The 12,797-nt window shown below is 44.3% G+C and carries 10 protein-coding genes; 5 read left to right on the forward strand and 5 right to left on the reverse strand.

From position 1 onward, the window contains the following. The 3 genes from WBA23_RS01635 to WBA23_RS01645 form a co-directional block, all read left to right on the forward strand. On the forward strand, nt 1-302 hold a 302-nt coding region (locus WBA23_RS01635; RefSeq protein ID WP_424580493.1), incomplete at its 5' end, for an OmpA family protein. A gap of 119 nt (nt 303-421) precedes the next feature. Beyond that, complete coding sequence (locus WBA23_RS01640; RefSeq protein WP_424580494.1) at nt 422-1,639, forward strand: metallophosphoesterase family protein; 1,218 nt, start codon at nt 422-424, stop codon at nt 1,637-1,639. Nucleotides 1,640-1,673: 34 nt separating this feature from the next. Further along, nucleotides 1,674-4,751, forward strand: a complete 3,078-nt coding sequence (locus WBA23_RS01645) for an SbcC/MukB-like Walker B domain-containing protein (protein ID WP_424580495.1) — start codon at nt 1,674-1,676, stop codon at nt 4,749-4,751. A 102-nt stretch (nt 4,752-4,853) separates the two neighbouring features. Here WBA23_RS01645 and WBA23_RS01650 read toward each other — a convergent pair whose 3' ends face one another. The 3 genes from WBA23_RS01650 to WBA23_RS01660 all read right to left on the reverse strand — a co-directional run bounded on the left by WBA23_RS01650 (nt 4,854) and on the right by WBA23_RS01660 (nt 7,493). Beyond that, nucleotides 4,854-5,303 carry a PH domain-containing protein gene (locus WBA23_RS01650; RefSeq protein ID WP_424580496.1) on the reverse strand — a complete coding sequence of 150 codons (450 nt, stop codon included), beginning with the start codon at nt 5,301-5,303 and terminating at the stop codon, nt 4,854-4,856. Nucleotides 5,304-5,405: 102 nt separating this feature from the next. Next, nucleotides 5,406-6,629, reverse strand: coding sequence for a PQQ-dependent sugar dehydrogenase (locus WBA23_RS01655; protein ID WP_424580497.1), 1,224 nt, complete (start codon nt 6,627-6,629; stop codon nt 5,406-5,408). 96 nt (nt 6,630-6,725) lie between these two features. After that, nucleotides 6,726-7,493 carry a cupin domain-containing protein gene (locus WBA23_RS01660; protein ID WP_424580498.1) on the reverse strand — a complete coding sequence of 256 codons (768 nt, stop codon included), beginning with the start codon at nt 7,491-7,493 and terminating at the stop codon, nt 6,726-6,728. Between the two features lie 549 nt (nt 7,494-8,042). Here WBA23_RS01660 and WBA23_RS01665 point away from each other — a divergent pair. Together WBA23_RS01665 and WBA23_RS01670 are read left to right on the forward strand one after the other, a co-directional pair. After that, on the forward strand, nt 8,043-9,992 hold the full coding sequence (locus WBA23_RS01665; RefSeq protein WP_424580499.1) for a cellulase family glycosylhydrolase: 1,950 nt from the start codon (nt 8,043-8,045) through the stop codon (nt 9,990-9,992). Nucleotides 9,993-10,149: 157 nt separating this feature from the next. Continuing rightward, nucleotides 10,150-10,392 (forward strand): hypothetical protein, encoded by a 243-nt coding sequence (locus WBA23_RS01670; protein WP_424580500.1) that lies wholly within the window; start codon nt 10,150-10,152, stop codon nt 10,390-10,392. 23 nt (nt 10,393-10,415) lie between these two features. Here WBA23_RS01670 and WBA23_RS01675 read toward each other — a convergent pair whose 3' ends face one another. Then, a complete protein-coding gene (locus WBA23_RS01675) occupies nt 10,416-12,290 on the reverse strand; it encodes a mucoidy inhibitor MuiA family protein (protein WP_424580501.1) in 1,875 nt (624 codons plus the stop codon). A gap of 61 nt (nt 12,291-12,351) precedes the next feature. Beyond that, complete coding sequence (locus tag WBA23_RS01680; RefSeq protein WP_424580502.1) at nt 12,352-12,774, reverse strand: NUDIX hydrolase; 423 nt, start codon at nt 12,772-12,774, stop codon at nt 12,352-12,354. Nucleotides 12,775-12,797: the final 23 nt, after the last annotated feature.

The following is a 12,797-nucleotide window of genomic DNA, read 5'->3' on the forward strand; positions in this document are numbered from 1 at the left end:
AGACCACACTTCGCTCCGAATCATTTGAAGAGTTAGATAAGGTAGCGGAAATGCTAAATACCAATAGAAGTCTATATATCGAAATCAGTGGACATACTGATGATCGTGGCTCTAACGATTATAATGAACAGCTATCGCAAGGGCGAGCCGAGGCCGTTCGTCAGTATCTGGTAGAAAACTGGATTGAGAAAGATCGGGTGACTGCGGTAGGCTACGGCGAAAGTAAGCCCGAAGTTGCTAATACCGGAGAAGAAAACTGGCAGATTAATCGGAGGGTAGAATTTACGATTCTTAAAAACTGATTTATTGCTAAATGGTATTTTAACCCATTTGTATGTAACAACGAGAAAGGTGCTATTGAGCACCTTTCTCATTTTCCACCAGACTTGATCACGCCAAAACGTTTGCCTACTTTTAGGCTATGAAAATTCTACACACAGCGGATTGGCATTTGGGAAAGCGATTGGGCGAGTACTCTCGTTTGCCCGAACAGGAGCTAGTATTAGACGAAATTTGCCATGTTAGTGAACGAGAAGCAGTAGACGTTGTCCTTATTGCGGGAGACTTATTCGACACCTTTCATCCCGGGAATGACGCAGCGGAATTATTATATCGGACCGTTCACCGCTTATCGGATGGTGGAAAAAGAGCAGTAGTAGCTATTGCCGGCAATCACGACTCGCCCGATCGAGTTGATTCTACTGACCTATTAGCCCGAAGCTGCGGTATCATCTTTCAAGGCCGTCCAGATAATCAAGTGCCCCTCTTCCGTACCGAAGGGGGAGTAGAAGTTGTTCAGTCCTCACCAGGTTTCCTTGAGATTCGTCTTTCCCGTTGGAATTACCCACTGCGTTTGCTATCCACTCCCTACGCTAATGAACTAACCTTAAAACGTCATCTAGGCACGGAAAAGAGCGAAGTACTGCGAGAAATTTTAAAAGAGCACTGGCACCAATTAGGTGAAAAGCATTGCGATGATCGAGGAGTGAATATGCTAACGGCCCATTTGTTTGCCGCGCTACCTGGCCAAATGCTGCCCGAAGAGCCTGAAGACGAAAAACCGGTGCTGCACATTGGGGGAATTTCTGCTATTTATCCTGACACCTTTCCCGAACAAGTACAGTACGTGGCGTTGGGTCATCTGCATCGCCATCATACCGTATGTGAGTCACCGTGCCCCATTGTATACAGCGGAACACCGCTCAGTTACAGCTTTAGCGAAGCGGGACAAACTAAATACGTAACACTGATAGAAATATCGCCCGGAACCTTAGCAGAAGTAACTCCCGTAGCATTAAAACAAGGTAGGCAATTAGTAAGAAAACGTTTTTCTCAAGTAGATGAAGCCATAAACTGGCTGGAAACTCACCCAGATACATTTGTAGAACTAACCTTGATAAGCGATGCCTACATTGACGCTAAAACTAAAAAATCGTTGTACGCTGCCCACTCCGGAATTGTAAGTATTGTTCCTGAAATCACTCGATCCCTGCCTGAGGCAGATAGCCAGCCTAAAATCAATCTTCAGGAAAATCTGCCATCGTTATTTTCCCGTTATTTCGAACATAAGCGAGGGCAGCAACCGAATGCGGAATTAATGTCCTTATTCCGAGAAGTAATGGAAGCTGAAGAAATTTGATGCAGTTTAGAACCAACCACGTCTCAACCTACTCATGATTCCGGTTCACCTTACATTTAGCGGATTATACTCCTATCAGAAAAAGCAGTCTGTAGACTTTGAAAAGCTAATGGCAGCGCAGCTATTTGGTATCTTCGGTTCGGTTGGTAGTGGAAAATCTACCATTCTGGAGGCGATTATGTTCGTACTTTTTAACAGTAGCGACCGCCTTAATAAATCAGGTGATAATCGCTACTACAATATGTTAAATCTTCAATCCAATGCACTGGAGATTGACTTTACGTTTCGGGCTAACGCCAAAAGTAATACGAAGTATCGGGCGTATTTTAGCGCCCAGCGTAAAAAAAGGGATTTTGAAAAAGTAGAGGTGAAGGAGCGGGGCTTTTACGAATGGAAAAGTGAGCAGTGGATTCCATTACCTAACTCAGATGCTTCTGAAGTGCTGGGCATGACCTACGAAAACTTCATGCAAACCGTAATTATTCCCCAAGGGAAATTTCGGGAGTTCATCGATCAGCGACCAAACGTGCGTACGCAGATGCTTAAAGACTTATTTCAACTGCATCGCTTCGATTTGGGAGCAAAAACGGGGTTGCTACTCCGCAAAACTGAAACGGTTATTACCGATCTACAGGCTCGACTAATGGAGATTGGGCAAATTTCGGAAGAAGATATCACCGGACAGCAAGAGTTACTAAAAACGGCAGAAGGTGAGCTTTCTCACCAGCAGCAATTAGCCAATCAGTTAGACCAGCAATGTCAGCAGCTAGATGCTTTAAGAAAGCTATTAGAAAACATTGATGCCACTGAAAGTGAACTGAAGCAGCTAACTGATCAATCGGAGTACTTTGATAGCAAGGAGAAGCAGCTAAAAGCTTATACCAAAGCTGAAACTTTTTTCAATGAGAAGTTCCGCTTGTTAGAAGAAACAACAGTTGAAGCTCAGCTAGCACAGCAAGAGCTTCAGAAATTAAAAGATCGTATTGACTTAGGGGGTGAAAAAGTGCAGCGGGTTCGCCAAGAAGTAACCCAGAAGAAGGCAGCTTATGAGCGACGTGAGCAAATTGATCGACAGTATCAAGATCTACTTCACTTGATTGAGATTAAAAAGGCGCAGCCTCGTCGGCAGCAACTTTCTGATAAGCTAACGCAGATTAGAAGACAGCAAGAAGTGGTAGAAAGCAGTATATCTAAGCAGCAAGCGCAAATGGAACAGCACGAAGAACGGCTATTAGCCGCTGAAAGTAGGCGAAACCAGTGGTTGGTGCTGAAAGAAGTGGCAAACTGGGCGCAACGAAGAGAAGAGTTTGTTGAAGAGCAGCAAGGCATTAATAGGCAAATTCAACAATACGAACGGAATATTACGGCGTTGACAGCCAAGCAAGAAAGTGTGCTGATTGCCTACAACTGGCCAGAAAGTAGTCAACTTGACGAGTTGACCGATAAATTTGTCCAGTTTGAGGCCAAACTGCACCAGCAGCAAGATGCAATTAATAAGGAGCTGAGTGATTTGCGCCTTCAGGAACGGTTAGTCCAAGCAGCAAGTCAACTGACTTCTGGGGAACCCTGTTTGCTTTGTGGTTCTACCGAGCATCCGCAAATTATTCATAGTCAATCAGTTAAAAAAGCACTGGATACCAAGCAGGAAGAACTAACCGAGTTACGACGAAAAGAAGCAAGCTTCCGTGAGCTTCAGCGCGATATTCAGAAGCTATCATCTCAGAATGAAACCGCACGACAGATGATAGAGCAGGAGCAAAAGCGAACGAAAGAATTAGCTGAGAAACAGAACAAACACGAAAAACTTCATAAGTGGCCGGAGTTTAAACGTCTGACTATAAAAGAAATTAACCATAAGTTAAAAGTTAGCCAGCAAGAGCAACAGGAAGTACAACAACGGCAGCAAATGCGCCAACAAGGACAGAAAAAGTTGAAAGAACTACAGCTTGAGTTAGAAAATCTACGCAGTCAACAGCAGTCATTATTACAGCAACAAAGTAGCCTACAAGCTGCTGAAGAGCAACGGCAGGCAATGCTACAGGTGTATTTAGTAGATGATTTTCTGAATGTTACGCTAGATAAAATGCAGGAAATATCCTCTCAAAAGCGGGTTCAACTGGCTGATGTTGAGCAGCAGTACGAGCAGGCGCAGCAAACGCTTCAGGAATACCAAAATGCCGTAATCGCATTGGAAGGACGATATGAAGCGTCGCTGGAAAATCAGCAAAAGTTGTCTCAAAAAGCCGAAGCGTTAAACGAAGAAATTCAAGCGCTATGCACCGAAAAAGAATTTGACAACGTAAGTGAAATCAAGCTGCTCATCAATTTAGAACTTGACATTGATGCTGAGCAACAAGCAATTTTGACCTACCGTAATCGTCGGCACAATGCTGAAGTTACGCTTGACAAGTGGCAAGCGGAACTTCAGGGCCAGGTTTATGATCATCAAGAGCATCGGCAGCTTCAACTGAAAGCGCAGGCATTAACCTCCGAAGTTCGACAGCAGCAGGAGCAATGTGCGCTATTGCGACAAAAGATTCGTGATTGGCGAGAAAAGCAGCAACGCACCCAAACTATTCAAAAAGAACTGACTCAGCAGCAGTTGCGAGAAAGCAATTTAAAAGAACTTGCTAGTTTGTTTCGAGGCAGCGGTTTTGTGAAGTACGCTTCAACTGTGTTGCTGGAAAACTTATGCTTGGCGGCCAATCAGCGCTTTATGAAGCTGACTCAGAATAGTCTGAGTTTAGAGCTAAATGAAGAAAACGAGTTTGTGGTACGAGACTATCTTAACGACGGAAAAACTCGCTTATTAAAAACCTTATCGGGCGGACAAACCTTTCAAGCATCGCTCTGTCTAGCGTTAGCTTTAGCCGAAAACGTGAAGTCGCTTAACCAGTCTGAGCAAAGCTTTTTCTTTTTAGATGAAGGATTTGGGTCGTTGGATAAGGAATCGCTACGGGTGGTGTTTGATACGCTAAAATCACTCCGCAAAGAAAATCGGATTGTCGGAATTATCTCGCACGTAGAAGATATGCAGCACGAAATTGATGTATACCTGACCATCACTCGCGACCGTCAGCACGGTAGCCAGATGCAAGCCAGTTGGGAATGATAAAAGAAAAATATGAGATATCAGATGTGAAATATGAGAAGACAGAAGATACCTATTGACAATTGAACAATTCAACCAGTGGAACATTCAGCAATTTAAGATTTACTCTTGCATTATGGCTTCCTTCTGTAATTGTATCATCGGATTAATAGCTAGCAAAGATTCAATAAACTCTTCGGAGTTTTCGGGGGAAATATCAATGCGCTGACCGTAGCCGTACACAATCCGTAATCGTATTTCAGAAAAGCTGTAAACACTAGGTTGGTTATAGAAGCTTTGTACCCAGCAAAGGCTACTAATTTGAAAAACATCAATTTCTTTTTTAGAAAATAATGACGAAATCTTCAGAGAATTACCATCAACTTTATAGCGGATGCTAAAGTAGATAAGCGATAAAATAAGAATTGTAGCAGCCACCGTTACAATAGCCCCGATCATATCGCCCAGAAAGAAGTACTGCGACAGTGCAAGCGTTGCTACCATTAATATGATAGTCGTAAGAGTAAACTTGCCAAATGTAGAGCGATAGGCTTCTATGGTTCCCTTCTTCATCTTCACTACTAGTTTGGTTCGAATACTTAACCAAAGATCTGTTTAAAAGTTATCAATTTGGTAGTAAATATCAGAAGTGAAACAGCAAGCTTAGAATAATATCTAGTTGGAGGAAGCAACTGACTCAATGCGATATATCTTTCCGTCGAAGGCGCAGAGGAATAACTCATTCTCGGCGTTTAATCCAAAAGAAGATATAGCCAAATTACTATCTATTAATTCGGTATTTTGAGGATTGCCCGCGTTATTGGCATCGAGAGACCAAACCCGACCGGAAACAAAATCCGCGTAAACGTACTGACCTACTAACTCGGATAACGCCGCACCTCGGTACACGTGGCCCCCGGTAATAGACAAATCCTGCTGGCTATGATCGTACTCCCAAACAGGTAGAATAATATTCTCTTTATCGCAGTTATTGCGAGGTTCAAAGCACTGAGATGCCTCGGTTGTATTCCAGCCGTAGTTTCCGCCATTTTCAATAAGATCTACTTCCTCCAGTTGGTTCTGTCCAACATCACCGGTCCAAAGCTGTCCAGTTTCAGTATCAAAGCTAAAGCGCCAGGGGTTTCGTAGGCCATAGGCGTAAATCTCTTCCCGGAAACCCTGGTCGTTTTCGGCAAAAGGGTTATCGCCCGGAATAGCGTAAGGCGTTTGGGGGGATGATTGACTAACATCAATTCGTAAGATAGAACCCAGCAGTGTAGTGAGATTCTGTCCGTGCCTTCGGGGATCACCGGCCGAGCCCCCGTCACCAACGGCTACGTATAAATACCCATCTGGACCGAAAGCTACTTGCCCACCATTATGATTGCCAAATGGTTGCTCAAATTCCAGAATCACTAATTCGCTATTGGGATTGGCTTGATCGGGATTGGAGGCCGATACTGCGAAACGAGAAATACGGGTGCGGGCCGGATTACTGATAGTATAATTAACGAAAAAATGGCCGTTGCTAGCGTAGTTGGGGTCAAAAGCTAATCCTAGTAGTCCTTCTTCGTTACTGCGATCATCTACCGGACCAGAAATATCTAAAAAGGGGGCACTTTGGCTAGTAGCGGCATTATCGTCAAAAACCGTGATTACCCCCCGTTGTTCCACTACAAATATTCGGTCTGAACCATCTCCAGCGTGTTGGAAATCTACCGGACGGGTAAACGACAGGTTAGGATACGCTTCTACCACAGTAAAACGCTCTTGCGTAGAATTATCATTTGTGTCAGTAGCAAGATCAGGAGAATCGTCACTATTGCCGCAACTAACAATCACTAAAAAGCTACTTAATATACCAACTTTAAACATTTGCCAAGAAATTATCCTCATCATAACTTTCATATTAGTCTCTACTTAAAACAACAACCAAAGGTAAGTGAAGTTTGACTGCTGCTGGACAATTGTTAACAAAACGCTACCGAAGCGAACCTAACGAAACTGAAAAGCAAAGTAGGTACAAGGTTCGGTTCCCGTATTCTTGATAGTGTGCTCGGTTTCTGATCCCAGAAAGTATAGATCGCCTCCGCTTCCATTAAAATACTCTCCGTCAATAAATTCCTGGCTCTCTCCCTCCAGCATCAATATGATTTCAGCCGGACGATGGGTGTGGGGTGGGTGACTTTGGATTCCGGGATTTAAGGTAGTCACGTGCATCTCGAGTCGCTCTAGCATAACCGTAGCTCGCTCAAAAAATGATCGTACTCCTCCTTTTTCTCGTTCTTGAAACGGAACATCTTCCCAATCAACTACTAAAGAACCACCCACTTCGGCGGCACGTTGCTGATTGGGGGCAGATTTAGCAGTATAAAGCAAGATGTAAAACGTGGCGGAGTCTTGCCCCACGTTTGTCAGGTTGTGCTGATCTCCGGGCATAATTAAGGCTACGCTGCCCGGGCCTACTACTTGCTTCTCTTGCTCAATAGCTACTTCTACCGAACCTTCTTTAATTATAATTAACTCCTCCCGATCTTCGTGAGTATGAAGAGGATGCAACGGTTGCCCGGGAGCCAAGGTAGTAGCGTGAAGTTCCAGGTAGGATAAATCGCGGGTGCTACCCTTCAGAAAATGCCGTCGCACCCGAATATCCGACGAAGAAATATCGGCCTCTTCCCAGTGATACGCCCCAGATTCAGTGGAAGGTTGCTGGGCAGCTACCGGAGAGTGAGCAAACAGAACGATAATCAGTAAAAACAGCATGGCGTAGGTAGGTTAGGTATTAAAATAGCGGAATTAATCCGGCCGGCAAAGCTAATTAAAGCTTTTAATCAACTTCCTAACTAACTATTGCTGTCTTCTATTCCTCAATGGTATTAGGAGTCAAGCAAAACTGTCTGAAAGGTTGACGACGCGGGAGCCGGACCATCAAACTCATACGATACCTTGCCGATGCGGGAAATGGACTGTCAAACCCTGACGACGGGGTAATTCCCGCGTCAGCAGACTATCGACTCGAATCGACAGCGTAATTCCCGCGTCAGCAGACTATCGAACCGAATCGACAGCATAATTCCCGCGTCGGCGGTAGATATTACTTTGTTAGAAGGGAAAAAAACTGAAAATAGATCTTTTGCATAGGATGATACTTTTCATTGCTGAATAACTGACCTTTCGTGAATGCTTTTACTTTATCCTTGCTAAGGACTTATTGCAGAAAAGCTATTAAGAAGCTTTACTAGCTATGTTTATTACTGGTTAGTTTGTTAGGGGATAAGTCTTTATCTTTCTGTACAGACTACGCCTAGCATTATGAGAAAATACAGTCTTCTTTTATCGTTACTACTTGTTTCAATCACTGTAACGTCATTGTCAGCGCAAGAAGTCCCCTTTAGTCGGGGCATTAATCTTACTGGTTGGTTCCAAACTGGAAGCGCTCAGCAGGTACAATTCACTCGGTACACCAAAAAAGATTTTGAGCAGATTAAAAGCTTGGGCTGCGATGCAATCCGTCTGCCAATCAATCTTCACTATATGACCAACGGGGCACCCTACTACGTAGTTGACCCACTCTTTTACGATTTCCTTGATCCGGTAATTGATTGGGCCGAATCGTTAGATCTTCACTTGATCTTAGATAACCATACCTTTGATCCGGCCGAAAGTACTGATCCGGCGGTGGAACAGGTTTTAACGAAAGTTTGGCCCCAGCTAGCCGCTCGCTACCAAGGTCGATTTGAAAAGCTGTACTACGAGGTGCTCAACGAACCCCACGGCATTGACGATGACATCTGGAATGCCATTCAGGGGGAAGTAATTCAAGCAATTCGGGCAGTAGACACCAAGCATACAATTATTGTTGGTCCTGCTGACTTTAATAGCTATTATAGCCTCGATGAAATGCCGGTTTATGAAGATGATAATCTTATTTATACCTTTCATTTTTATGATCCGTTCATCTTTACCCACCAGGGGGCTAGTTGGACGACTCCTTCTATGGGTCCCCTACGCAACGTGCCTTTTCCTTATCAACTTAGCCAGATGCCAGATTTTCCTGATGAGCTACGGGGTACTTGGATTGAGTCAGCGTTTAACAACTACAATCAGGAAGGATTTGTAGCTCAAGTACGTTCGCGGATAGCAATTGCTGCCCGGTTTCAGGAGGAACGGCAAGTGCCGTTATTCTGTGGCGAGTTTGGTGTGTATATTCCTAATAGCGACAACCGTTCGCGGGTATCTTGGTACGAAGAAGTACGTAAATTGCTCGAGGAAACCAATATTGCCTGGACCATCTGGGACTACCACGGTGGGTTTGGCCTGTTTGAAGAAGGCGGTAATGATTTGTTTGAGCACGACTTAAACACTGACTTGCTTCAGGCACTAGACTTTACGGTTCCTCCTCAAACCGAATACCAGCTCCGCCCCGATAGTACTGGTTTTCTTATTTACAATGATTTTGTAGGCGAAAAAATCAAACTGAGTAGCTTTTCGGATGGGAAGGTGAATCTGTACGCCACCGACCAGCCTAACAACGGGCAATACTGCTTGTACTGGACCGAGGCCCAGCAGTATAATACAATCACGTTTGACTTTGCCCCCAATAAAGATCTATCGCAGCTAATCGATCAAGATTATACACTAAGCTTTTTGGTGCGAGGCACTGATCCCTCGCTGCGGTTTGATATTCGTTGGGTAGATACAGATACTGGGGCCAACGATCTACCCTGGCGGATGGGCACGACCATCGATGAAAATACTGCTTCTTTTGACCGGTTTTGGCACGTGGTTCGTATTCCGCTACTAAGTTTTGTGGAGCAAGGAGCTTGGGATGGCGAGTGGCACGAACCGGAGGGAAAGTTTGATTGGTCGGCGGTGGACCGATTGGAGATTGTAGCGGAACGCCAAGACTTCGGTAATGCCCAATTGTGGTTTGATAATATTCAGCTTACCAATGAAGATACGGTGCAGGTTTTAGACCCCACCCCCTTTACAGAAGTAATCACCACCCTACCGAACGACAATCTTACCGAAATTACGGTTAGCATGTACCCTAATCCAGCGCAGTCGTTTTTACAAGTGGTTGGTAAACCGGGCCAGCAGTATCGCTACCAACTCGTAAACTCATCGGGACAAATACTTAAGGCGAACACGTTTACGGAAGCAGAAGAACTATCGGTTTTAGAATTAGCGTCGGGCATTTACCTACTTCGTATCGCCAACAATCAGGGTGCTCTTTCGGTGCATCGGTTTGTTGTTCAGTAGCTTTGTTAGCTACACCACATATTCATCAGAAATTTTGAGTGCCGAAGAAGGTCAAGTAGGGAGTAGTCAACCAATCGTTACTAGCGGCGTAGTAGTAATAGCAGATAAACAGGTGCTTCTCTTGAGGTAATCTGTAGAATAATAAACTAGGAGAAAAATGATCATTCTAAATATACATCATACCGACCCAGAGCAACACAAAATCGCACAGAAAATACAATCCATGTCGTTGGCGCACCGGGTGAACATATCTGAGCAACCAGTGCTACCCGTAATGACTGCCTACGATAAAGAGTACGTAGGTCTTGAGGCTATTGCTACTGGTATCTTAGAGTTGGAGCAGCTCGTTGAAGATTGGTACGAATGCCGGTGCGATAAGTATAAGTTTGACGAGCGATAGCTGTAGCAAGAACACCTTGTTATTTACTCCAGTGGCACGATTTCCTTTTTTGGATACTTCACTTCGTAGCTGAATACAATCTCTCGCTGGGTTTGTGGTGAAAGGGTGACTTGCCAGGAGACCTGCCCCGTATTTTCGTCGAGCGTTCCCCCGGAAAGCTGAGTGGGTTCTACCGAAATAGAGCTTATCGCCGCTAAGGGTATTTGATCCTGCACCGTAAGCTTAACGGGTTGAGATTTTTTGTTTCTGATCAGTATTTCGAAGGACTGGCTCTCAATTTTATTACCGCCAAAGATTCTACACTGGGTGTAATCCTCAACTTTGGTGCGTTCTACCGCTATATTCCTATCGCGCCCCAACAATATACTAATCGTATCGTTTAGTGCTCGGGCATCTAGTATTGAACGACCAACGTAAGTATTTTCAAAGTATAAGTTCGCTTCGCCTTCTAACAAATTGTACTGATCCCAATCAACTATTTGGGCTACTAAAAAGGCATCTTTATCCAGCTTAGGCACCGCGTAGTACTCATACGCAGCTTCTATATTGTATTGTTTCAAGGTGATGAATTGCTTTTCACCATCGGAGCGAATGGAGAAAGGCGTAGCTACTTCAAATTCTACGGTAGTTTGATTCTCCAGCGTGGTAGTAGTGAGAGGTTCTGTTTTAGCTATCGATGAAGCACCGCGTATTTGCACTCCGGCTACTTGGCCTTGTAAAGCCTGATCTGTACCATACCCTACGGTTACTACTTCTTCAAGTGCGGTAATGTCCGGTTCCATCATCACATCCATTTGGGAAGAAGTGATAGCGATATTTTGCGTAGTAAAGCCAACTGATGAGAAAATCAGCGTTTCTGCCCCATTGGGCAGCGTTAAGCTATAGTGGCCCCTTGGATCGGTAACCGTGCCAATGGCGCTTCCTTCTACTAGTACGTTAACACCCGGCAAAGACGCTGCATCTTGACTTGAGACAACCGTTCCGCTAACAGTCTGCCCCATTCCTTTGTATAAAGTAGGGCGACGATACACCGTGTTACGGGCATAGTTGAGTCGCCAGGTTGTTAGTTCAGGAACTGTACTACTTTGGTTAGGAGTAGCATTAGAAAAACGTAACTGTACATCGTTCCAATCTACGCCGGTGTTCTGGTAGATAGCTGCTTTATAGTCGAGTGTCAACGGCTCATTAATATTTTCTACTCTTACGTCGTAGTTCGGATACCAACCCGCGTTTTCTACTAAATAAGTAACCACAAATTTTGCTGGAGTTGTTTGCTCAGTTGCTACTTCAATCTGAATTTCACTACTGGGTAAATCAGCTTGTTGGGAAACATCAGCGATTTGTTGTTCAATTCTAGTCTTTTTCTCTTGCAGCTTCTCAATCGCTCGCCTAATGTTCAACTCCTCTGACTTAATAGCTGATAACTCTTCATCGTAAAACTGAATGGCTTGCTTTAGCTGAGAAAGGGCCACTCCCGATTTATCACGTCCTAAATACTTGTTCTCGTGTAATAAGCTTTGCTTTTCACCCAAAACATCCAGTCGAGCCTGATATTGAGAAATTTTAATTTCTGCCGAATCAATCTGTTGCTGTAAGCTGGCGGTTTTCTGACTTATTTTCTGCCCGTTCAGATAGTCGAGGGCGTAATTAACTGATAAAACTGTAAATTTACCATCCGCCTTCACTTGAATACTTTTACTATCCAGATAAGGTGAGAGTGACTTTATAGTTAATACAGAATTACCTGGTTGAATTTCGGTATCTCCAGCACGGGTGATATAAGCACCTTGCAGAAATACGGTTACTTCGGTTATAGAAGTGCTCAATTCAATTTCAGACGTATCTTGAGCCATTGTCTGATATCCTAGAACAAGTAGGCTGATTAGAAACTGTTTCATACGATTTTTATTGGTAAGATGCTCGTGTGAAAGATATTCCATAAGCGTATACCATATTTTTTTAGCTGGCTAATAACTTTCGGTCGTGCAGCCAGCGAAAAATAATCTGATCGACCGGGCCAACTTCCTGTACTTGTGCGTAGGTAAACCAGGCCATCTCGGCGATTTCGGCGGCGGGTTGCAGTACGCCTTGGTAGTCGGCCGAGTAACAAGTCATTTGTACCTCTACTCCGCTCGGCTGCCCGTGGGCTTGGGCTTGAAATGTGCCTACCAACTTGAGCGATGTAGGAACTATAGAAACACTCAGCTCTTCCTGAATTTCTCTGGTTAAAGCCTCGGCATCGCTCTCACCCGCTTCTCGCTTACCGCCCGGAATATAAAACGTGTCTTTATTTTGGCTTCGGGCCATTAAAACTTTTTGGTCGAGGATAAATATCCAAGCGAGCTTATCAATAACCGGTGCAGTAGGGTTAGACACGTTCATAAAAGCATAAGTTGGTTAAAAAG

Source organism: Tunicatimonas sp. (genome assembly GCF_049647865.1).
GTDB lineage: Bacteria > Bacteroidota > Bacteroidia > Cytophagales > Cyclobacteriaceae > Tunicatimonas.

Coding starts and splice junctions, on each gene's coding strand:
- WBA23_RS01640 (WP_424580494.1), top strand. CDS start 422: ATGAAAATTCTACACACAGCGGATTGGCATTTGGGAAAGCGATTGGGC.
- WBA23_RS01645 (WP_424580495.1), top strand. CDS start 1,674: ATGATTCCGGTTCACCTTACATTTAGCGGATTATACTCCTATCAGAAA.
- WBA23_RS01650 (WP_424580496.1), bottom strand. CDS start 5,303: ATGAAGAAGGGAACCATAGAAGCCTATCGCTCTACATTTGGCAAGTTT.
- WBA23_RS01655 (WP_424580497.1), bottom strand. CDS start 6,629: ATGATGAGGATAATTTCTTGGCAAATGTTTAAAGTTGGTATATTAAGT.
- WBA23_RS01660 (WP_424580498.1), bottom strand. CDS start 7,493: ATGCTGTTTTTACTGATTATCGTTCTGTTTGCTCACTCTCCGGTAGCT.
- WBA23_RS01665 (WP_424580499.1), top strand. CDS start 8,043: ATGAGAAAATACAGTCTTCTTTTATCGTTACTACTTGTTTCAATCACT.
- WBA23_RS01670 (WP_424580500.1), top strand. CDS start 10,150: ATGATCATTCTAAATATACATCATACCGACCCAGAGCAACACAAAATC.
- WBA23_RS01675 (WP_424580501.1), bottom strand. CDS start 12,290: ATGAAACAGTTTCTAATCAGCCTACTTGTTCTAGGATATCAGACAATG.
- WBA23_RS01680 (WP_424580502.1), bottom strand. CDS start 12,774: ATGAACGTGTCTAACCCTACTGCACCGGTTATTGATAAGCTCGCTTGG.